Source organism: Cupriavidus phytohabitans, assembly GCF_017815025.1.
Lineage (GTDB): Bacteria > Pseudomonadota > Gammaproteobacteria > Burkholderiales > Burkholderiaceae > Cupriavidus.
Genome location: NZ_JAGIQB010000039.1, coordinates 1 through 21,055 on the forward strand (window position 1 = coordinate 1; position 21,055 = coordinate 21,055).

Annotated in this window: 23 protein-coding genes; 14 read left to right on the forward strand and 9 right to left on the reverse strand. The window is 68.4% G+C overall.

The window, feature by feature from the left end; all coding sequences use genetic code 11:
• The 7 genes from J8I34_RS23860 to J8I34_RS23890 all read left to right on the forward strand — a co-directional run.
• A partial coding sequence (locus J8I34_RS23860; RefSeq protein ID WP_305826461.1) for an acyl-CoA carboxylase biotin carboxyl carrier protein subunit occupies positions 1 to 837 on the forward strand: 837 nt, incomplete at its 5' end.
• Positions 838 to 995: 158 nt separating this feature from the next.
• A complete protein-coding gene (locus tag J8I34_RS23865; protein ID WP_209807160.1) occupies positions 996 to 1,937 on the forward strand; it encodes a 2-hydroxyacid dehydrogenase in 942 nt (313 codons plus the stop codon).
• Positions 1,938 to 1,977: 40 nt separating this feature from the next.
• Positions 1,978 to 2,913, forward strand: coding sequence for a hydroxymethylglutaryl-CoA lyase (locus tag J8I34_RS23870; RefSeq protein ID WP_029047309.1), 936 nt, complete (start codon positions 1,978 to 1,980; stop codon positions 2,911 to 2,913).
• A gap of 22 nt (positions 2,914 to 2,935) precedes the next feature.
• Entirely contained in the window at positions 2,936 to 3,436 is a 501-nt protein-coding gene (locus tag J8I34_RS23875) for a YbaK/EbsC family protein (protein WP_029047310.1), read from the forward strand.
• Entirely contained in the window at positions 3,433 to 3,879 is a 447-nt protein-coding gene (locus J8I34_RS23880) for a thioesterase family protein (protein WP_035877629.1), read from the forward strand. The genes J8I34_RS23875 and J8I34_RS23880 overlap by 4 nt, the downstream gene beginning before the upstream one ends.
• The gene (locus J8I34_RS23885; RefSeq protein WP_209775734.1) at positions 3,872 to 4,135 is read left to right on the forward strand and encodes a DUF1289 domain-containing protein; all 264 of its coding nucleotides are present in this window, start codon (positions 3,872 to 3,874) and stop codon (positions 4,133 to 4,135) included. Before J8I34_RS23880 ends, J8I34_RS23885 begins: the two co-directional genes overlap by 8 nt.
• 11 nt (positions 4,136 to 4,146) lie before the next feature.
• The gene (locus J8I34_RS23890) at positions 4,147 to 5,061 is read left to right on the forward strand and encodes an MBL fold metallo-hydrolase (protein ID WP_209807161.1); all 915 of its coding nucleotides are present in this window, start codon (positions 4,147 to 4,149) and stop codon (positions 5,059 to 5,061) included.
• 80 nt (positions 5,062 to 5,141) lie between these two features.
• On the opposite strand, the gene J8I34_RS23895 is transcribed toward J8I34_RS23890, so the two are convergent.
• The 6 genes from J8I34_RS23895 to J8I34_RS23920 all read right to left on the reverse strand — a co-directional run bounded on the left by J8I34_RS23895 (position 5,142) and on the right by J8I34_RS23920 (position 12,053).
• On the reverse strand, positions 5,142 to 7,310 hold the full coding sequence (locus tag J8I34_RS23895) for a TonB-dependent receptor (RefSeq protein ID WP_209807141.1): 2,169 nt from the start codon (positions 7,308 to 7,310) through the stop codon (positions 5,142 to 5,144).
• Positions 7,311 to 7,474: 164 nt separating this feature from the next.
• Positions 7,475 to 7,900 (reverse strand): hypothetical protein, encoded by a 426-nt coding sequence (locus J8I34_RS23900; protein ID WP_245176097.1) that lies wholly within the window; start codon positions 7,898 to 7,900, stop codon positions 7,475 to 7,477.
• Positions 7,869 to 9,149, reverse strand: a complete 1,281-nt coding sequence (locus tag J8I34_RS23905; RefSeq protein WP_209807142.1) for a CobW family GTP-binding protein — start codon at positions 9,147 to 9,149, stop codon at positions 7,869 to 7,871. Before J8I34_RS23905 ends, J8I34_RS23900 begins: the two co-directional genes overlap by 32 nt.
• 257 nt (positions 9,150 to 9,406) lie before the next feature.
• Complete coding sequence (dksA, locus tag J8I34_RS35505) at positions 9,407 to 10,093, reverse strand: RNA polymerase-binding protein DksA (RefSeq protein WP_369796434.1); 687 nt, start codon at positions 10,091 to 10,093, stop codon at positions 9,407 to 9,409.
• Between the two features lie 337 nt (positions 10,094 to 10,430).
• Complete coding sequence (locus J8I34_RS23915) at positions 10,431 to 11,516, reverse strand: CobW family GTP-binding protein (RefSeq protein WP_209775737.1); 1,086 nt, start codon at positions 11,514 to 11,516, stop codon at positions 10,431 to 10,433.
• A gap of 30 nt (positions 11,517 to 11,546) precedes the next feature.
• On the reverse strand, positions 11,547 to 12,053 hold the full coding sequence (locus tag J8I34_RS23920; protein WP_209775738.1) for a Fur family transcriptional regulator: 507 nt from the start codon (positions 12,051 to 12,053) through the stop codon (positions 11,547 to 11,549).
• A 135-nt stretch (positions 12,054 to 12,188) separates the two neighbouring features.
• Here J8I34_RS23920 and J8I34_RS23925 point away from each other — a divergent pair, with 135 nt between their 5' ends.
• From J8I34_RS23925 to J8I34_RS23945, 5 genes are all read left to right on the forward strand, one after another.
• Positions 12,189 to 13,088, forward strand: coding sequence for an alpha/beta fold hydrolase (locus tag J8I34_RS23925; protein WP_209807143.1), 900 nt, complete (start codon positions 12,189 to 12,191; stop codon positions 13,086 to 13,088).
• Between the two features lie 292 nt (positions 13,089 to 13,380).
• A complete protein-coding gene (locus J8I34_RS23930; protein ID WP_209807144.1) occupies positions 13,381 to 14,367 on the forward strand; it encodes a tripartite tricarboxylate transporter substrate-binding protein in 987 nt (328 codons plus the stop codon).
• Between the two features lie 270 nt (positions 14,368 to 14,637).
• On the forward strand, positions 14,638 to 15,174 hold the full coding sequence (hslV, locus tag J8I34_RS23935) for an ATP-dependent protease subunit HslV (RefSeq protein ID WP_018313707.1): 537 nt from the start codon (positions 14,638 to 14,640) through the stop codon (positions 15,172 to 15,174).
• Positions 15,175 to 15,211: 37 nt separating this feature from the next.
• Positions 15,212 to 16,543 (forward strand): ATP-dependent protease ATPase subunit HslU, encoded by a 1,332-nt coding sequence (hslU, locus tag J8I34_RS23940; protein ID WP_029047322.1) that lies wholly within the window; start codon positions 15,212 to 15,214, stop codon positions 16,541 to 16,543.
• Between the two features lie 245 nt (positions 16,544 to 16,788).
• Positions 16,789 to 17,118, forward strand: coding sequence for a hypothetical protein (locus J8I34_RS23945; RefSeq protein ID WP_209807145.1), 330 nt, complete (start codon positions 16,789 to 16,791; stop codon positions 17,116 to 17,118).
• Positions 17,119 to 17,153: 35 nt separating this feature from the next.
• Here J8I34_RS23945 and J8I34_RS23950 read toward each other — a convergent pair whose 3' ends face one another.
• Positions 17,154 to 17,765, reverse strand: a complete 612-nt coding sequence (locus J8I34_RS23950; protein WP_029047324.1) for a response regulator transcription factor — start codon at positions 17,763 to 17,765, stop codon at positions 17,154 to 17,156.
• 21 nt (positions 17,766 to 17,786) lie between these two features.
• Entirely contained in the window at positions 17,787 to 19,166 is a 1,380-nt protein-coding gene (locus J8I34_RS23955; protein ID WP_209775742.1) for an ATP-binding protein, read from the reverse strand.
• Between the two features lie 179 nt (positions 19,167 to 19,345).
• On the opposite strand from J8I34_RS23955, the gene J8I34_RS23960 reads away from it, so the two are divergent.
• Both J8I34_RS23960 and J8I34_RS23965 read left to right on the forward strand, forming a co-directional pair.
• On the forward strand, positions 19,346 to 19,831 hold the full coding sequence (locus J8I34_RS23960; RefSeq protein ID WP_209807146.1) for a copper chaperone PCu(A)C: 486 nt from the start codon (positions 19,346 to 19,348) through the stop codon (positions 19,829 to 19,831).
• A gap of 43 nt (positions 19,832 to 19,874) precedes the next feature.
• Positions 19,875 to 20,063: a hypothetical protein gene (locus J8I34_RS23965; protein ID WP_209775744.1), complete on the forward strand. Its 189-nt coding sequence runs from the start codon at positions 19,875 to 19,877 to the stop codon at positions 20,061 to 20,063.
• On the opposite strand, the gene J8I34_RS23970 is transcribed toward J8I34_RS23965, so the two are convergent.
• Positions 20,027 to 20,962, reverse strand: coding sequence for a LysR family transcriptional regulator (locus tag J8I34_RS23970; RefSeq protein ID WP_029047328.1), 936 nt, complete (start codon positions 20,960 to 20,962; stop codon positions 20,027 to 20,029). The two genes, J8I34_RS23965 and J8I34_RS23970, sit on opposite strands and share 37 nt — an antisense overlap.
• Positions 20,963 to 21,055 lie beyond the last annotated feature (93 nt).

Sequence of the window (21,055 nt, forward strand, 5' to 3'; positions counted from 1 at the left end):
GACCCGATGATTGCCAAGCTGATCGTCTGGGGCAAGGACCGCGACGAGGCGCTGGCGCGCATGCGCCAGGCGCTGGCGGCATACCACGTGGTGGGCCTGTCGACTAACGTCGCGTTCCTGCAGCGGCTGGTGAAGTCGGAAGCGTTCCGCACCGCGGATCTCGATACCGGACTGATCGAGCGCAACGAGAAGACCCTGTTTCCGCCGCCGGCGCCGGTTGGCATGGAAATCATCGCGCTGGCCGTGGCCGCGCTGCTGGACCGCGAGGCGCGCGAACTGCGCATCGACGCCGCCGATCCGCACTCGCCGTGGACCCACGGCGGGGCGTGGCGGCTCAACGGCGGCGTCTCGCGCCAGCTGCGCTTCGGCTACGGCGACCATGTGCTCGACGTGACGCTGAACACCAATGCGCGCGGCAGCACGCTGATCTACGCCGACCAGGCGGCGCCCTTCGCCAGCACCTGCCAGGCCGACGACCTGCGCGTCAACCTCGGCACCCGCCGTGCGCATGGGCAGGTGCACAGTGACGGCGAAACCTTCCATGTGTTCTATGCCGGGCGGCATGTTGCGCTGGCGTGGCTCGACCCGCTGGCCCATGCCGGCGAATCCGAAAGCGAGGGGGGCAAGCTGACCGCGCCGATGCCGGGCAAGGTCATCGCGGTGATGGTCGAAGCCGGCAGCACGGTCACGCGCGGCACGCCGCTGCTGGTGATGGAAGCCATGAAGATGGAGCACACCATCAGCGCGCCGGCCGACGGCGTGGTCAGCGAGGTGCTCTACGGGGTGGGCGAACAGGTTGCTGAAGGGGCGCAACTGCTGGCGTTCGAGGGCAACTAAGCGCCGCGCTACGGACGGGGTTTGGGCCGATGCCTGACCCCGATCGCATTCCTCTGCCAAAATAGCCTTTTGAGCGATCAACTCCTGCCCTCATTCCCGCGCACGCGGAAATGGCAATGGACGCCACTTCGCCCCCGCAACCTCCCCCTGGAGACATGATGAAGTTGCAGTTGTACGTCCCCGACGGCCGCTATGACCCGTGGATCGAAGGCTTTGCCGAGGCCTTGCCCGAAGCCGAATGCGTGACCTGGGTGGGCAGCCGCGGCGAGCCCGCCGACTACGCCGTGGTGTGGCGCCCGCCGGTGGAGATGCTGCGCGGCCGAACCGACCTGAAGGCGGTCTTCAACCTTGGCGCCGGCGTCGACGGCATTCTGCGGCTGCGCGACGAGGCGCCCGATGCGTTGCCTGCCGGCGTGCCGATCGTGCGGCTGGACGATGCCGGCATGGCCGCGCAGATGGCCGAGTACGTCACCCACGCCGTGCTGCGCTATTTCCGCAAGCTCGACGCCTATGAGGCGCAGGAGCGGGCCGGCCACTGGAAATTCCTCAAGCCGCATCGCCGCGCCGACTTCACCATCGGCGTGATGGGCGTGGGCACGCTCGGCACGCATATCGCCCGCACGCTGGCCGGCTTCGGCTTCCCCGTGCGCGGCTGGAGCCGCACCGCGCGCGCGATCGAAGGCGTCAACGGGTTCTATGGCGATGCGGGCCAGGCGCCGTTCCTGAACGGCCTGCGCGTGCTGGTCAATGTGCTGCCGCTGACACCGCAGACCGAGAACATCCTGAACGCCGGCCTGTTCGCGCGGCTGGCGCAGGGCGCCTATGTGATCAACGTGGCGCGCGGCCAGCACCTGGTCGAGGAAGACCTGCTGGCCGCGGTCCAGTCGGGCCAGGTCGCGGGCGCCACGCTAGACGTGTTCCGCACCGAGCCGCTGCCGGCGGATCATCCGTTCTGGCAGGAGCCGCGCATCACGGTGACGCCGCATATCTCGGCGCTGACGCTGCGCGAGGACAGCATCGCCCAGATCGCCGGCAAGATCCGCGCGCTGCGCGCGGGCCAGCCCATCGCCGGCGTGGTCGACCTGCAGCGCGGGTACTGAGCGCCGGCACACCACAACGAATAACAGACAGGAGACGGTCATGACCATCCCGAACTATGTGAAGATCGTCGAAGTCGGCCCGCGCGACGGCCTGCAGAATGAAAAGGCCATGGTGCCGACCGACGTCAAGGTCGCGCTGGTCAACCAGCTGACCGACGCCGGCTTCGTCAATATCGAGGCCGCCTCGTTCGTCTCGCCCAAGTGGGTGCCGCAGATGGCCGACGGCGCGGATGTGATGGCCCGCATCCAGCGCCGGCCCGGCACGCTGTATTCGGTGCTGACGCCGAACATGAAAGGCTTCGAAGGCGCCGTCGCGGCCGGCGCCGACGAGGTGGTGATCTTCGGCGCCGCCAGCGAAGCGTTCTCGCAGAAGAACATCAACTGCTCGATCGCCGAGTCGATCCAGCGCTTCGAGCCCGTCGCCGCCGCCGCGAAAGAGAAGGGCGTGCGCCTGCGCGGCAGCATCTCGTGCGCGCTGGGCTGCCCCTACCAGGGCGAGGTTCCGGTCAGTGCCGTGGTCGACGTGGTGCGCCGCATGCGCGAGCTGGGCTGCGACGAGATCGATATCGCCGACACCATCGGCGTGGGCACGCCGGTGCGCGTGCAGGAAGTGATGCGGGCGGCCGCCGCCGAGTTCGCGCTGGACCGGCTCTCGGGCCATTTCCACGACACCTACGGCCAGGCGCTGTCCAACATCCTGGCCAGCCTGGAAGTGGGCATCTCGATTTTCCACGCCTCGGTCGCCGGGCTGGGCGGCTGCCCGTATGCCAAGGGCGCGACCGGCAATGTGGCGACCGAAGACGTGCTGTACATGCTGCACGGCATGGGCATCCATACCGGCATCGACCTGGAGGCGGTGGTGCGCACCGGCGACTACATCTCGCAGGCGATCGGCCGCGCCAACAGCTCTCGCGTGGGCCGGGCGCTGCTGACCAAATGGGCCGCCGCCAGCGATGCGGCGCCGGCCTGCGCCTGAGCTCGAAAAACAAGGAGAACGCATGACGGCAAGTAACGAAGCGCTGCCCGAATCCGCGCAGCGCGTGGCGGACCTGCTGGCCGGGCTCGGCCACGACCGCCCGGTGGTGATGCTGCCCGCCACCGGCAAGACCTCCGCCGAAGCCGCGGCGGGGCTGGGCTGCAGCGTGGCGGAGATCGCCAAGTCGATCATCTTCCGCCGCGTCGAGGACGATGCGCCGGTGCTGGTGATCGCCAGCGGCAGCAACCGCGTCGACGAGGCCAAGGTGGCGGCGCGTGTGGGCGCGCTGGGCAAGGCCGATGCGCGCTTCGTGCGCGAGAAGACCGGCTATGCCATCGGCGGCGTCTGCCCGATCGGCCATGCGGTCGCGCCGGTGATGCTGCTCGACCAGGACCTGTTCCGCTACGACAGCCTGTGGGCTGCCGCCGGCCATCCGCATGCTGTGTTCAACCTGACGCCGCAGCAACTGCAGCAGATGACCGGCGCGGAGGTTGCCGACGTGGCCGCCGGAGCGCCGGCATGAAATCAGAGCTGCCATCCGGGCTACGTCCAGGGCTGGCCTTCAGCTGGCAATACACGGTGCCCCCCAAGGCCACCGTGCCGCGCCTGTACGACGATATCCCCGGCTGCCCGGAGATGCCCGACGTGCTGGCCACCGGCTACCTGGTCGGCATCATGGAATGCGCCTGCCTGCAGATGCTGCGCGAGCACCTGGACTGGCCGCGCGAGCAGTCGCTCGGCACGCTGGTCAGCTTCTCGCACCTGGCGCCGACGCCGCCGGGCATGACGGTGACGGTCAAGGGCCAGCTGGTCGAGGTGGACGGCCGCCGCCTGCGCTTTGAACTGAGCGCCTGGGACGGCGAGGACAAGATTTCCGAGGGCGTGCACGAGCGCCACCTGATCGACGCGGGCCGTTTCAACGAAAAGGTGGCGGCCAAGGCCGCGCGCCAGCAGAAGCATGCCTGAAGCGCGCGCGCCAGCCACGCTTGCGGCATTGGCCGCGGAACTCGCGGCACAGGCCGAACGGCTGGAAACGCCGGTGCCCTCGCCGTGCCGCAACGTCTGCCGCATGGACGCGGCCAGCGGCTACTGCGAGGGCTGCCTGCGCACTATCGAAGAGATCGCCGGCTGGTCATCGGCCAGCGACGAAGACAAGCGCCGCACCTGGGCGCAACTGCCCCGGCGCGCCACCTGGCTGGCGGGCGAGGAGACACCCCCTTGAGCGAAGCATCGATGCCTAGGTTGCCCGAGACCATGCAGGTGTTCGAGCGCGGCTGGCTGTCGGCCAACAACATCCTGTTCGTCGATGGCGACGATACCGCGCTGGTCGACACCGGCTACGTCACGCATGCGCCCCAGACCGTGGCGCTGGTTGCGTCTGCGCTGCAGGGGAGGCCGCTGGCGCACATCATCAACACCCACCTGCATTCCGATCACTGTGGCGGCAATGCCGCGCTGCAGGCGCGCTGGCAGCCGCGCACCGCGATTCCGGCAGCCGAAGCCGCGGCTGTGGCAGCGTGGGACACCGAGGCGCTCACCTATCGTGCCACCGGGCAGCAGTGCGACCGCTTCGGCTTCGACAGCGTGCTGCACGATGGCGACGCGGTGAGGCTGGGCGGCATCGACTGGCAGGTCGTGGCCGCGCCAGGCCATGACCCGCATGCGGTGATGCTGTTCGCACCGGGGCCGCGCATCCTGATTTCCGGCGATGCGTTGTGGGAAAACGGCTTCGGCGTGATCTTTCCCGAATTGGAAGGCGAAAGCGGCTTCACCGAGCAGGCGGCGGTGCTGGCGCGCATCGCGGAACTCGATGCGCGGCTGGTGATTCCCGGCCACGGCCGTATGTTTACCGACGTCGATGCCGCGGTCGAGCGCGCGACCGCGCGGCTGCGCCACCTGAGCGCCGATCCCGCGCGCAATGCCAGCCATGCGGTCAAGGTGCTGGTGAAGTTCAAGCTGCTGGAGCAGCAGCGGATGACGCAGGGGGAACTGGCGCAGTGGATGGCGGAGGCGCCGTTGATGGTGCGGATACGCGACCGGTTCATGCCGGAGCAGGAGATGGCGCAGATTTCCGCGCAGACGGTGCGGGCGCTGGCGGGCGCCGGGGCGCTGGCGGTGGAGGGGGAGTGGGTGGTGAACAAGGATTGAGGTAGTCACCACCCTGCTGGTTTGCTCCCCTCTCCCGCTTGCGGGAGATGGAGCACACAATTGGCGCTCGCAGGCCAGCCTCAGAACGACGTCCTGAACCCCACCTTCACGCTCCTGCCCGCCAGCGGTGCGATATCCCGCAGGATCGACGTCGCATTGCGCGCATCCTGGTTGGTCAGGTTATCCCCGCGCAAATACACCAGCGTTTGCGTCCCGGCCACCTTGAGCTTGTAGGTCAGCGCCAGGCTCAGCAGCGTATAGGCATCGGTCGGGGTGTCGTTGGCCGGCACGCGCGTCTGCTTGGCCGCATACGTGACATCCACGCGCGCGCCCCACGGACCCGCGCCATACACCAGCGCGCCGCCCAGCCGCAGCGGTGCCAGCCGCGGCAGCGGCTCGCCGGTGTCGCGGTTCTCGCCACGCACGTAGTCGGCGCGCGCCTCGAAATCGAGCGTGTCGCTGCTGGTCAGCATCTTCTGCAGCAACCGGGTCTTGCCTTCGGCTTCGAAGCCGTAGAGCGTGGCCGGCACGCCCAGGTACTGGAACTCCGGCAGCGAATCCGGGCTGCCCGCTGCGACCACGTCGCCCGCCTCGTCGCGTGCGCGGCCCGTGGCCGACAGCGCCAGGTAGTTGGCAAAGCGGCTGTAGTAGCCCGACACGCTCGCGCTGTGCGCCCCCGACTTGAAGCGCACGCCCAGGTCGATCGAGGTGGCGCGTTCCTTGTTGGCGTTGGGGTCGCCCACCTCCCACGAGCCGGTGGCCACGTGCGGGCCGTTGGCGTACAGCTCGTAGAAGGTCGGCGCGCGCTCGGTGTAGGAGAGGTTGCTGGTCAGCGACCACGCCGGGTTGACCTTGTACAGCAGGCCGGCCGAAGCGCTGGTCGCGTTGAAGCTGCGGTTGGCGTCGGCAAAGCGGTCGTTGCCGTTGGCGCTGGCCTTGATGCTGCTGTGGTCGAGCCGGCCGCCGAAGTTCAGCTTGAGGTCGCCCGACGCGGTCAGCGGCAGCTCTTCGAACAGGAACAGCGCGGCGTTGTCGGTATTGGTGCTCGGCACGAACGCTTCCTCGCCCAGCGCGGAGAAGTCGGTATGGCCGAACTGCGTGCCGATCACCCCCGTCATGTTGCCGATCCTGGCGTGCCTGGCCTCGAAGCGCGCGTCCCAGCCGCGGTTCTTGAAGATCGTGCCGGTCTCGCCGTCCTCGATTTCCTTGTGCTCGTAGTCGGTGTAGCCGAACTTGCCCTTGACCGATTCGAACCAGCCGCCGGTGCTGCCGGCCAGGTTGCGCGCCTCGCCTTCCAGCGCGAAGCGGTCCTGCTTCATCTTCAGCCGCACGTCCTCCTCGGCGGGCGTGCCGTAGTCATTGCGGTAGGCGCTGTAGTTGGCGCCGATGAAGCCGTCGGCCCAGGTGTAGGAGCCGCCCAGCGAGCCGCCCTGCTGGTCGGCGCTGGTGTTGGGCAGGCGGCCGTAGGCCTCGCTTTCGCCCTCGGGCAGCGGCTCGGCGGCGCGCAGGCGGTCGCTGCGGGCGTAGCCGGGAATGCGCAGGTCGCTGGTCTTGCGCGCGAAGGCATCGGCATGGACCGCGAACTGGCCGTTGCCGGCCTCGATCAGCGCGCTGGCATTGCGGGCCTGGTCGCCGCCGATGGTGCCGCTGGCGTCCACGGCGCCGCCGACGCCTTCGATCGGCTCCTTGGGGATACGGTTGTCGATCACGTTGACCACGCCGCCGATGGCATTGCCGCCGTACATCAGCGCCGCCGGGCCGCGCACCACCTCGATGCGCTCGGCCACCAGCGGATCCAGCGCCACCGCATGGTCATAGGAGAGGGTCGAGGCGTCAATGGTGCTGCCGCCATTCTGCAGCACCTTGATGCGGTCGCCATCCAGGCCGCGGATCACCGGGCGGCTGGCGTTGGGGCCGAAATACGTCGACGACACGCCGGGCAGCTTGTCGAGTGTCTCGCCCAGCGTGCTGGCCTGGCGCACGGCCAGTGCGTCGCCGCCGAGCGTCGAAACCGGCGCGACCATGTCGTTCAGTTCGCTGCCGAGCGGGTTGGCGGTGACGACCACTTCGCGCAGCGTGCCGGTGGCGGTGGCGGTGGCAGGGGCGCTCTCGGCAGTGGCCGCAGGCGTGGCGGTCTGCGCGTGCGCGGGTGCCGCCAGGGCAGCAAGCGAGGCAGTCAGGGAGGCGGCAATGGCCGCAAGCGGGGTCAGGCGGGGGGCGCTGTTTTTCGGGCAGTTCTGTTTGGACATGGCGCGCGTAACGAAGCAGTGGCAATCAGCCCCGGGCTGGGCACGGCTGCAGGGCGCGGCAGGGCGCGTGCCATCCCATATGGGACGGCCGCACCAGTCGGGCGGCAGGCGTTCAGCTCAGGAAAATTCGAAAGCCGGGCACGCGGCGATGGCCGCGTCCCGGATCAGGCGAGGGCGATGGCCGGTGCCGGTGGCGCGCGCGAATGGAAGGGGTGGGCGGCGGGCAGGTCGGGCCAGCGCCAGGCGAGGTTGGCCGGCTTGACCGGCTTGCCGAAGGCGAGCCGCGGCAGCGGCAGCTTGGCGCATAGCGTGTCGGCCACCGTGGCGCCGTCGAACAGCACGCAGGAGTGGCCGCTGAATTTCTGCGCCAGTGGGTGGGAGTCGGTATCGGCGTCGGTGCTGCCGTCGGCCGCAGCCAGACTGGCTGCGCTAGTCGCAGGCAATCCGCCGTGCAAGATGCGGTGGGTCAGCCCGGCATGCTGCGCCAGCAGCAGGCAAAGCGACAGCCACAGCGCGAGCCACAAGCCCGGGCCGTGCGTGCGCAGGCGCTCGAGCCAGTCAGTGCGCATGGCCGCCGCGGTGGTTGCCATGATCGTGGGCGGTGTCGCCGCATCCGCAGCTGTCGCCATGCTCGTGATGGTGACCATGGTCGTGCTCATGGTCCTTGTCCAGTTCGTCGATCCACGCCGGGAACGGATCCGCGTAGTCCGCCCACGCCTGCGTGCCTGCCGCCATCTCGGCATCGTCCAGCAGGCAGGCATCGAGCCGCGCCGCCAGCGCGGCAGCGTCCAGGTCCACGCCGATCAGCACCAGTTCCTGGCGGCGGTCGCCAAACGGTGCCGGAGCGCCGTCGACCTGCATGTCGGCCTCGATCCCGGCGCGGTCCGCGTCATCGGTTGGCCATTCGGCCGGGTCCAGCGCAGACCACCAGGCGCCGGCGCCGCCGTGGCGGCACACGCCGCCGGCCTGGTTCCAGTCGCCGGCGGTGTCCATGCGGCTGGCCAGCCAGAACAGGCCCCTGGAGCGCAGCACGCTGCCGTGTTCGCGCAGCCATTCGGTATGGATCAGGTCGGCAAAGCGCTGCGGATGGAACGGGCGGCGCCGCCGGTACACCAGCGTCGACACGCCGCTGTCCGGCTCCGGCGCCATACCCTGCAGAGCAGCCAGCCAGCCGGGACCATCGGCGGTGGCGGCGAAGTCGAAGCGGCCGGTGCCGGACACGCGCTGCGGCGGCACGTTGCCGAAGCTGGCCTCGACGATCCCGGCGCGCGGGTTCAGCGCATGCAGCACCGCGCGCAGCCGCGCCAGCTCGCCGGCACTGGCGAGATCGGCCTTGTTCAGCACGATGACGTCGCAGAACTCGACCTGCGCGGCCAGCACTTCCGCGACGGTGCGGTCGTCTTCCGGCCCCTGCGCCAGGCCGCGGTCGGCCAGGAAATCGGCGTCGTTGAGGTCGGCGAGGAAGGTGGCCGCATCGATCACCGTCACCAGCGTGTCGGGCTGCAGCGCGGCATCGGGGCCGGCGCCGTGCTCGGTCTCGAACAGGAAGCCCTCGGCGATGGCGAGCGGGTCATCCCGGCCGTCGGCCTCGACCAGCAGCGCATCGAAGCGGCCTTGCGCGGCCAGCTTCGTGGCTTCCGCCATCAGTGTGTCAGCCTCCGGCAGCACGGTGACCTCGCAGCCGGGCGGCAGCGGCGCCACCGTCTGGCCGTCCTGCGCGCCGCAGACCAGCACGGCCACGCGCCCGCCGGCGCCTTGCGCGAGCAGGTGGTTCAGCAGCGTGGTCTTGCCGGCGCCGGTAAAGCCGGACAGCACGGTGACGGGCAGGCGATCAGCCATGGCAGGAGAGTGGAAAGGTGGCGAACCGGCGGCCCAAGCAGGGGCCGCAGACAGGCACGCATCCGGTTGTTGCAACAAAGTTGCGAATTTACCAGAAAGCCCCGCCCGGCGACAGCGGGACGATTCTCACCATGGTAGGCCGTGGCCGCGCCACGACAAGTGCGGCAGCGCCCGACGGGCGCGCGCCAATGCAAACGGCCCGGTCAGACCGGGCCGTCGTGTCGCGGCAGCGCCGGCCAGGCCGGCGCGCCCGGGGATCAGTCCCCGAACAGCTTCTGGCGCAGTTCGCGGCGCTGCTGCGCTTCCAGCGACAGCGTCGCGGTGGGCCGGGCCAGCAGGCGCGGCACGCCGATCGGCTCGCCGGTTTCCTCGCACCAGCCGTAGTCGCCGGACTCGATGCGCTGCAGCGACTGCTCGACCTTCTTCAGCAGCTTGCGCTCGCGGTCGCGCGTGCGCAGCTCCAGCGCATGCTCTTCCTCGATGGTGGCGCGGTCGGCCGGATCCGGCACGATGACCGTTTCGCGCAGGTGTTCCGTGGTCTGGTCAGCGTTCTTCAGGATTTCGTCACGCAGCTGCTCAAGGCGATTCTTGAAGAAGGCGAGCTGCGCTTCGTTCATGTAATCCTTGTCGCTCATCTTCAGGATTTCAGCTTCAGTCAGAAGTTTGTTGCTGCTCATGGTTGCTGCTGATTCTCTTGTTGAGGCGGCCGGCGGTGTCTGGATCCGCTCGGATTCGCTGTCCGTGCGCTTGCGCGCCACGGTCGTTTCACTCTGGCTGGCTGCAGTCTTGCTGCTTCGCGGGCCTCCCTTCGTTGCGCCCGCTTCGGCGTTCGCCGTACTGCCGCGGGGAGCGGGCGCGGCCTTCACAGGCTGCGCCTTGAGCGTCTCTGCCGCTGCACTACCTGTCTTGCTGCGGCTTTCTTTCGTCTTCGTTGCGGCTGTCATGGGACACCTCTCTCTCGCGTCAGTCAGTGACGGCGCGTGCCGAGGCACCCCAAGCGGAAAGGCGGTCTCCGCACGAAGCACTGCGACCGCACCTGCCCGGCGGCCTGCCTCGTGATGACGACGACCGCCGCCCTGCGGCCCGCCTGTCGGCGGGCCATACCGGCGGCGGGAAAAAGGTGCGCCACCGGTATCAAATCCGGCCTATTGTACTTGAACAAATTTTTCCGAGATACGGGGGAAAGCCAGCCTGCACTTCGGTATTTCCCCGGTACCCCGAACGGGGGTGGCCGCGCGGCGGTGTCCGGAGATAGGGGCGCCCGTGCGGCGGCCCGTGCACTCAGGCCAGGCAGTTCTCCAGGCCCTTGAGGATGGCATCCCGGGGCAGGTCCACGCCGATAAACACCATCTTGGTGCCTGGCGTCTCGTCTTCCCACTTGGCGCCGATATCGCTGCCCATCAGCTGGTGGACGCCCTGGAACACCACTTTCCGGTCCACGCCCTCCATATATAGTACGCCCTTGTAGCGCAGCAGTTTTTCCCCGTACACCGCCAGGATCCCCGACAGGAATTCCTCCAGCTTGCCGTAGTGGAAGGGCTTGCCGCTGCGGAAGACGAACGACGCGATGCGGTCGGTATGGTGGTGGTGATGGTGGTGGTCGTGCCCGTGGCCATGGTGGTGGCCGTGGTCGTGATCGTGGCCGCAGTCGGCACCGCACTGCTCGCCGTGTTCGTGGTCATGATCGTGGTCGTGATCATGCTCGTCGGCGCGCAGGAATTCGGGGTCGAGCTCCAGCTTCTCGTTGAGGTTGAAGCCGCGCAGGTCGAAGATGGTGTCGATCGGCGTCTCGCCGAAATTGGCGGTGCGGATCGGCGCGCGCGGGTTCATGTGCAGCAGGCGGTGGCGCAGCTCGGCCACGTCGTCCCCGCTCACCAGGTCGGACTTGGTGATGAAGATGGCGTCGGCAAAGCCCACCTGGCGCTGCGCCTCTTCCTGCTTGTCCAACTGCATGTGCGCGTGCTTGGCGTCGACCAGCGTGATCACCGCGTCGAGCAGGTAGCGCGACGCGATTTCCTCGTCCATGAAGAAGGTCTGCGCCACCGGGCCCGGGTTGGCCACGCCGGTGGTCTCGATCACCACGCGGTCGAAGTCGATTTCGCCGGCGTCGCGGCGCGTCAGCAGACCGGACAGCGCCTGCACCAGGTCGCCGCGGATGGTGCAGCAGATGCAGCCGTTGCTCATTTGTACGATCTGCTCGCGGCCGTCCTGCACCAGGATCTCGTTGTCGATGTTTTCCTCGCCGAACTCATTCTCGATCACGGCGATCTTCATGCCGTGCCGCTCGTTCAGGATGCGCTTGAGCAGGGTGGTCTTGCCGCTGCCGAGGAAGCCGGTCAGGATCGTGACCGGGGTCAGTTTGGACATTTGTTGTTCTCCGGGATATGAGAGTGCCGGTCAGTGGGCGGCGGGCGTACGCTTGCCGCACTCGGCGCAGACGCCGTTCACGGTCAGTTCGACATGTTCGATGGCAAAGCCGCTGGGTACGCGCGGCGCGGCTGGCTGGGCCGGGGCGCTGGCGTCGTCCAGGCAGAAAGTGCGGTCGCAGCGGGTGCAGTGGAAATGGCTGTGCTGGCGGTGTTCCTGCGCGCGCGCGGCCTCGTGCTCGACCAGGCTGAAGCGGAATACACGGTCGTTGCCGGCCCGCTTCTGCGCCACGCCTTGCTCCACCAGCCAGTCCAGCACGCGGTACACGGTGACGCGGTCGATGGTCTCGCCCTGCTCGGGCAGGCGGTCGATCACGGCCTGGTGGGTCAGCGCTTCGTCACTGCCGATCAGGCAGGCCAGGATGCACAGCCGTGGCTGCGTCACGCGCGCGCCCAGCTGGCGCAGGCGCTCGTGGGCGGCTTCGAGGATGGCGGGCGCCGGTGCGGCGGCCGGCCCGTCCGGGCTAATGCGGGTCATGGGCCGATTTAACCATAGGCCCACGGTTGATGCAATTCAGTTGCAACGGTCCATGGAGGCGCCGGGGGTTATGGGCGGCGCCGAGGGCGGGGTTTGCGCCTATGATCGACAAGCGACCCAGAAGCGAGACAAGCCATGATGAACGACGCCAGCGCGCTGCTGTTCCCCAATTTCGAACCCTTCCGGCACCGCATCGGCGAGGTCGAGATCGCCGGCGTGCAGGGCGGCTCCGGCCCGCCGCTGCTGCTGCTGCACGGCCATCCGCAGAGCCACCTGATCTGGCACCGGGTGGCGCCGGCGCTGGCAGACCATTTCACCGTGATCGCCACCGACCTGCGCGGCTACGGCAGCAGCTCGGCGCCGCCGGGCAACGCCGGGCATGAGCGCTACAGCAAGCGCACCATGGCGCAGGACCAGGTCGAGCTGATGGCGAAGTTCGGCTTCACGCGCTTTGCGCTGTGCGGCCACGACCGCGGCGCGCGCGTGGCGCACAGGCTCTGCGCCGACCACCCCGAAACCGTGAGCCGCGCCATGCTGCTCGACATCGCGCCCACGCTGGCCATGTACGAGCGCACCAGCATGGCCTTCGCCGCGGCCTACTGGCACTGGTTCTTCCTGATCCAGCCCGCGCCGTTCCCCGAGACGCTGATCAACGCCGAGCCCGAGTTCTACCTGCAGAAGCTGGTCGGCCTGCGCCAGGCCGGCCCGAGCCCGTTCGCCCCGGACGCGATGGCCGCCTACGTGGCGGCCATGCGCGACCCGGCGCGGGTGCACGCCATGTGCGAGGACTACCGAGCCGCCGCCACCATCGACCTGGAGCACGACCGCGCCGACCGCGAGGCCGGACGCCGGCTGGCGCTGCCGCTGCGCGTGCTGTGGGGCGAGCACGGCGTGGTGGCGCGCTGCTTCGAGCCGCTCGGGCTGTGGCAGGAGGTGGCCGCCGACGTCAGCGGCAAGGCCCTGCCGTGCGGGCACTATCTCCCGGAAGAAGCCCCCGAACCGCTACTTGAGGAAATGCTCGGTTTTTTCCGTTGAGTAGCGCCGCATGTCGCAAAGGCGTGCCTTCATGGCGGATCCCTGCCTGTTTTCCCGATTTCCCGCCATATGCCGCAGATTGCAGGCGGGTTAGCCCCTATACCTGCGCTTTGTCTGGAGTTGCTAACATCATCCCCCGCCCTTGCGGTTTACGGCAGGGGACAGCGGCGCCAGCCGGTCATGGTCCAAGCGCGGCCAGTGAGACCGCGCCAGAGCGCCCCCGCACGAGCAGGGGCCAAGCCGGCGGCAATGCATTGCATGACGGGTATTGAAGGAACCAGGAGAAGAGAGCATGAAACGAGTGGCAAAGACGATCGCGGCCGCGCTGGCAGTCAGCGCGATGGGTGTGGCGTCGGGCGTATACGCCCAGGAGTTCCCGGGCAGCAAGCCGGTGTCGGCGGTGGTGCCGTTCGCCGCGGGCGGCCCGACCGACAAGCTCTCGCGCGAGCTGACCAGGATCATGTCCAAGCACCTGGGCGCGACCATCGTCATCGAGAACCTCGGCGGCGCCGGCGGCACCATCGGTGCCAAGAAAGTGGTCCAGGCCAAGAACGACGGCCACACCGTGCTGATCCACCATATCGGCATGGCCACGGCCCCGGCGCTGTACCGCAACCTGGGCTTCGATCCGCTGAAGGACTTCGAGATGGTCGGTGAAATCGCCGACGTGCCGATGATCCTGGTCGGCAACAAGCAACTGCCGCCGAACAGCTTCAAGGACCTGGTGCCGTACATCAAGGCCAACGCCAGCAAGCTGTCGATGGCCAATGCCGGACTCGGCTCGGCGTCGCATCTGTGCGGCCTGCTGTTCCAGAGCGCGATCCAGACCGAGCTGACCACGGTGCCGTACAAGGGCACGGCGCCGGCGCTGACTGACATCCTGGGCGGCCAGGTCAACCTGATGTGCGACCAGACCACCAATATCGCCGGCCAGCTCAAGGCGGGCGCGCTCAAGCCGTACGCGGCCATGCAGGCGCGCCGCGTGGAAGCGTTCAAGGACATCCCGACCGCGGGCGAGCAGGGCCTGCCGGGCGTGGAAGTCAAGATCTGGCACGCCATGTACGCCCCCAAGGGCACGCCCAAGCCGGTGATCGACAAGCTGTCTGCTGCGCTGCAGAAGGCCGTGGCCGACCCGGCCTTCCGCGCCAAGATGGCGGAACTGGGTGCCGAGGCCGTGCCGGCCCAGCGCGCCACGCCGGATTCGCTGCGCACCTTGCTGACCGCCGAGATCAACAAGTGGACCCCGGTGATCAAGAAGGCTGGCGTCTACGCGGACTGACCGGACTGCCGCGGCGCATCGCCTGAAGTGATGCGTCGGGCGCCACAGAAGGGCCATGCGGCAACGCATGGCCCTTTTTGTTCTTGGCAGAGGGATACACACGGGCGCACTGGGCGCCCCGGCAGGGCCGCGCCCGGCGTCCTATATTGGTCAGACGCCCGCGCGGCGCGCCGCCTGTGCGCGCCGCCTGTGTGGCCCGGCGCACGAAAGGGCTTGAAACCGGCCGGGGGCGTCGCCAACTACGGTCGTGACATATTCACGGAAGCCACCATGGAACAGTATCACGGCACTACCATCGTCAGCGTTCGCCGCGGCAACCAGGTCGCACTTGGCGGTGATGGTCAGGTCACTCTCGGCAATATCGTGATGAAGGGCACCGCGCGCAAGGTGCGCCGCATCTACAACGGCAAGGTGCTGGTCGGGTTTGCCGGCAGCACGGCCGACGCATTCTCGCTGCTGGACCGCTTCGAGGCCAAGCTGGAGAAGTACCAGGGCAACCTGACCCGCGCCGCGGTGGACCTGGCCAAGGACTGGCGTTCGGACCGCGCGCTGCGCCGGCTGGAAGCCATGCTGATCACCGCCGACCGCGATACCACGCTGGTCATCACCGGCAACGGCGACGTGCTCGACCCCGAGGGGGGCATTGCCGCGATCGGCTCGGGCGGCGCCTATGCGCAGTCGGCCGCGAAGGCGCTGATGGACAACACCGAGCTGCCGCCGAAGGACGTGGTCGAGAAAGCGCTGACCATCGCCGGCGAGCTCTGCATCTACACCAATACCAACTTCGTCATCGAGACGCTGGAATAAGCGAAGGCGGCAACGCGCGCCCTACTGAACGGATACCATGTCGCACACCATGACCCCGTCGGAAATCGTTTCCGAACTCGACAAGCACATCATCGGCCAGGACAAGGCCAAGAAGGCCGTGGCGGTGGCGCTGCGCAACCGCTGGCGCCGCCAGCAGGTGGCCGAGCCGCTGCGCCAGGAAATCACGCCCAAGAACATCCTGATGATCGGCCCGACCGGTGTCGGCAAGACCGAGATCGCGCGCCGCCTGGCCAAGCTGGCCGACGCGCCGTTCATCAAGATCGAAGCCACCAAGTTCACCGAGGTGGGCTATGTCGGCCGCGACGTCGACACCATCGTGCGCGACCTCGCCGAAATGGCGATCAAGCAGACGCGCGAATCCGAGATGAAGAAGGTGCGCACCAAGGCCGAGGACGCGGCCGAGGACCGCCTGCTCGACGTGCTGCTGCCGCCGCCGCGCGACATCGGCTTCTCGCAGCCGGAAGAGAAGGATTCCAACACGCGCCAGGTGTTCCGCAAGAAGCTGCGCGAAGGCCAGCTCGACGACAAGGAAATCGAGCTGGAACTCGCCGCCGGCGTGCCGAGCATGGACATCATGGGGCCGCCGGGCATGGAAGACATGACCGAGCAGATCCGTTCGATGTTCGCCGGCCTGGGCCAGGGCAAGAAGGCGCGCCGCAAGATGAAGGTGAAGGAAGCCTTCAAGCTGCTGATCGACGAAGAGGCCGCCAAGCTGGTCAATGACGAGGAGCTCAAGCACAAGGCGATCGCCAATGTGGAGCAGAACGGCATCGTGTTCCTGGACGAGATCGACAAGATCGCCAGCCGCAGCGATATCGGCGGTGGGGAGGTGTCGCGCCAGGGCGTGCAGCGCGACCTGCTGCCGCTGGTGGAAGGCACCACGGTGAACACCAAGTACGGCATGATCAAGACCGACCATATCCTGTTCATTGCCTCGGGCGCGTTCCACCTGTCCAAGCCGAGCGACCTGATCCCCGAGCTGCAGGGCCGCTTCCCGATCCGCGTGGAACTGGAGTCGCTGTCGGTGCAGGACTTCGAGGCCATCCTGACGCAGACCGATGCCAGCCTGACCAAACAGTACCAGGCGCTGCTGAACACCGAAGAGGTCAGCCTGGTGTTCGCGCCGGATGGCATCCGCCGTCTTGCCGAGATCGCGTTCTCGGTCAACGAGAAGGTCGAGAATATCGGTGCGCGCCGCCTGTACACGGTGATGGAGAGGCTGCTGGAGGACCTGTCCTTCCACGCCACCAAATCGTCGGGCGAGACCGTGACGATCGACGCGGCCTATGTCGACCAGCGCCTTGGTGACCTGGCCGGCAACGAGGACTTGTCGCGCTACGTGCTGTAAGCTCGGCAGGCAGGAAGAAGAATGGGCGCACTACGGTGCGCCCATTTTTTTGTCCTCTGCTGTCCTGTCACGAGCGGATTCTGTTGTCAGTACGTATCGGCCTGCCACATGGCGGTAAGCATCGTAAGGATTGGTAAGCATGCTGGCCGCTCGTGTCCGGCAATGAGACCCTTGCGCACCTTGACGGTCGATTGACCGGTGCGGGAGCCACCGCATCCCACTCAACCCACTGGCAGGAGAAATCAATGGCCAACTACAAGACCCCCCGCGTGGTGCTCGCCACCGGAGGCCTGCTGGCCGCACTGGCCGCGGCCACGGCATTCCTTTGCATCCGTCCCGCGGTGCCTTCCGTGCAGGCAGCCGAAGCCACGCAGGCCACGCAGGCCACGCAGGCCACGCAGGCCAGCGCGCGCGGCGCCGCCAGGGCCGCCGCCGCGACGCTGGCGCTCGATGCCGGCGCACTGTTCTCGCTGTCGGACCGGCATGCGGGCGATGCCATGCGCATCGTCGCGCAGGGCGCCACGGCCGAGGCCAGCGAAGGGCTGGACTGGGAACACGTGCAGCTGCGCCTGTAATCACGCGGCAGCCGCAATCAACGTCCGCTTTACCTCTACCGCGACACCGGCCGCTTCCCCAGCTTGCGCTGCAAGGTACGCCGGTGCATGTTCAGCGCCCGCGCCGTGGCGGAGATGTTGCCGCCATGCTCGGCCAGCACGCGCTGGATATGTTCCCACTCGAGCCGCGCCACCGACAGCGGCACCGGCTCTTCCAGCGCGGCCTGCGCCGCGTCTTCCGACACGCCGGCCATCAGCGCCGTCAAGATTGAATCGACATTGGCCGGCTTGGCCAGGTACTCGTCCGCGCCCTGCTTGACCGCCGCCACCGCGGTGGCGATGCTGGCATAGCCGGTCAGGATCAGGATGCGCGCGTCCGGCAGCGCCTGGCGCAGCGGCGCGACCAGCTGCAGGCCCGACTCGGCCGGCGCGGTGCTGCCGGCTTCGGGGGGCGGCTCCAGGTGCAGGTCGAGCGTGACGTAGGCAAAGTCGGTGCGGCCCGCCAGCGCGAGCGCGGTGCGGCCATCATGGGCCACTTGCACGGCGTAGCCGCGGCGCATGAGCGCGCGCGCCAGCGTACCGGCAAAGACTTCGTCGTCGTCGATGACGAGGAACGGCGTGCCCGCCGGCGCGGTGGCTTCGGGAACCGGTTGGAAGGTGTCGGTCATGGTCAGGAGTGGCGCGTGGGTTCAGGATGCGCTGCGCGCAGGCGGCGCCGACAGGGTTGACAGCGCGGGCAGCCGCAGCTCGGCCACGGTGCCGCCGCCCGACCGGTTGCGCCAGGCCAGTTCGCCGCCCATCTGGCGCGCGCCACTCTGCGCCAGGTACAGGCCGATGCCCTGGCCGCCATGCTGGCTGGCCACGGGCATTTCGCCGAGCCGGCCGCGCAGTGCCTCGGGAATGCCGTCGCCACGGTCGGCGACGCGGAACCACAGCCAAGGCGCCACGTGACCCGGCTCCATGGCGATTTCCAGCTGCAGCGGCCGGCTGGAGCGGCCGGCGTTCTGCTGCGCGCGCGCGGCGTTGTCGAGCAGGATGGTCAGGATCTGGCCGACGCGCGCGGTCTCAACCGGCTGCGCGCCGGCGCCCGGCGTGGCGCTTGCCTGCAGGCTCGCGTTGGGATGGCGCAGCTGCCAGCGCTCGGCAAAGGCCGGCAGCCAGGCGTCCAGGCGCTGCGGCGCCAGCGTGGCTGAGTCCTCGCGCAGCCGCGCCAGCGTGGTGCGGCACAGCGCCAGCTGCTGCTCGACGGTCTGCAGGTCGGGCAGGTAGCTGCGGATCGGCGTGGTGCCAAGGGCCGCGTCGGATGCGTCGGCGCGGAGTTCGCCGGCGATCACCGCCAGCGTCGCCAGCGGCGTGCCGATCTCATGCGCCACCGCGGCGGCCTGGCCGTTGAGGTCTTCCACGCGCGCCTCGCGCAGCAGCTGCTCGCGCGCCAGGTTCAGCTGTGCCTCGCGCTGGCGCAACACGCCCGACAGGCGCGCGACGAACATCGCGATCATCACCGCGCTGACGACAAAGTTCAGCCACATGCCCGCCAGGTGGTAGTTCACCGCGTTGTCCGGGTTGTGCAGGTCGAGCGGCACGTAGTCGAACAGCAGCACCGTGTAGCAGGCGAGCGCATACACCGCCAGCGCGATCACCTGCCGCCACGGCAGGATGGCCGCGGCGATCGCCAGCCCGGGCAGGTAGAACGACACGAAGGGGTTGGTCGCGCCGCCGGTGTAGAACAGGATCGCCGACAGCGCGGTCAGGTCCACCAGCAGCTGGCCCATCAGTTCGGCTTCGCCGGGCGCGCTGTTGCGCCGCGCGTGCTGGCGCAGGCGCAGGGCGGTAATCAGATTGAACAGGGCCTGCAGTCCGAGCACCACCATCAGCGGCCCATACGGCAGGCGGATGCCGGCGATCGGGTCGCATGCCAGCAACGTCAGCGCCTGCCCCGACAGCAGCGCCCAGCGCAGCCAGAACAGGCGGCGCAGCGTCACCTGGCCATGGCGCGGCGAACTGGCGGCCGGCAGGGGCGACAGGAAGGGCAGGTCAGGCAAGCGGGACACGGCGGTGGCGGTGGTCATGGCGCGAGTGTATCAATGCGGCCGGAAGGTGCCGGCGCGTGCGACACCTTGCCGCATTGGCGGCGCAGTCCCGCAGCTGCCAGACTAGCCGGCTTTGGCCGGCGTGCGCATGCCCTGGCAGGCCTGCACGCCGTGCGCGGCGCCATGTTCTAATGTCTGCTTTCAGGAGAGACACAAAGATGCAAGCCAAATTCCGCGCGGCCACGCTGGCCGCATCGATTGCCGCACTCGCCTCGGCGCTGGCGTCGGGGGCCGCGCTGGCCCAGGTCGACGTCAGCAACGCCTGGGTGCGCGGCACGGTGCCGACCCAGGCCGCTTCGGGCGCGTTCATGGTGCTGCATGCGCACGAGAACGCGAAGCTGGTGGGCGTTTCGTCCCCGGTGGGCGACGCCGAGATCCACGAGATGAAGATGGAGAACAACGTGATGCGCATGCGGCAGGTCAAGTCGCTGGACCTGCCCAAGATGCAGAACGTCGAACTGAAGCCGGGCGGCTACCACGTGATGCTGATGGGCCTGAAGAGCCAGCTCAAGAAGGGCGATACCGTGCCCATCACGCTGACGATCGAGCAGGGCGGCAAGGTGACCGAACAGAAGGTCAACGCAGAAGTGCGCGACATGGTGCCGGGCGGCAGCCATGCCGGCCACGGCGCGCACAACCACTGATCAGAAGAGGTTGCCAGGCGTAGCTTCCTGGCCGACAGCCATCATGGCCAACAAGCAGCACGGCACGCGCCAGAAACTGGTCTTCCGCGGCGTCACATCGACTGCATCGCCCGCGCCGCCCGCACCGCCGGCGCGGCGCCGCGACGCCAGGGCGCAACCGCCGGTGCCAGGTGGCGCCACGCCCGCGCGGCGGCGTCAGCCGCGCAAGCTGATCGGCTCCTCCGATTCCTGACTGGCCGCCGCCGCCAGCACGCGCTCGCGCAGCCAGGCGTGGGCCGGATCGGCCTCGGTGCGCTCATGCCAGATCATGCTGAAGGTGAAGTCTTCCAGCGCGAACGGCGGATCGAAGATGGCGTAGCGCGGGTCTTCCTCCAGCGCCGACAGGCTGCGCCGTGCCGTGGTCAGCACCAGGTTGGTCCCGGCGATCAGCGCCGGCGCCACACTCCAGTGCGGCACCACGCAGGCAATCTTGCGGCGCCCGCCGAGCCTGGCGACCGCGGCATCGATCGCGTCCATGCGTTCGCTGTGCGTGGCCACCAGCACATGCGAACGTGCCAGGTAGGCCACCTGGTCGAGCCGGCCCGTGTCCCGCACCGTGGCCGCATCCACCGCGCAGGCATAGCTTTCCCGGAACAACTCGGCCGACTGCACGCCTTCGGGCTGGTAGCTGAACACGCCCAGCGCCATGTCGATCTCGCCATCGGCCACCTGCGCGGTCATGCCTTCGCGGCTCGCCTGCGACACCACCAGGTCAATATTGGGCGCGGCCTTGCGCAGGGCGCGCAGCAGCCGCGGCAGCACTACCAGCGCACCGTAGTCGGACATTGCGAGGCGGAAGGTCCGTCGTGCCGTGGCGGGCTGGAAGCCGCTCGGGCCCAGCAGGATGCGCACCTGCGACAGCGCTTCGGCCAGCGGGCCGGACAGTTCATGCGCGCGAGCGCTCAGCACCAGCCCGCCCTTGCCGCGCACCAGGATGGGATCGTCGAGCAGCTGCCGCAGCCGCCCCAGCGCATGGCTGACCGCCGGCTGGCTAAGGTGCAGGCGCAGCGCGGCGCGTGAAATGTGGCGCTCGGCAAGCAGTGCTTCAAGCACCACCAGCAGGTTAAGGTCGATTCCGCGTAGGCTATTCATTCGGCGAATATTAAACGTATGAAAGCAGAATTGGGAATTCGCTTTGCGATATTTCAAACTGTCAGGCATCGCAGTTTGCCCTACGGAGCGTGA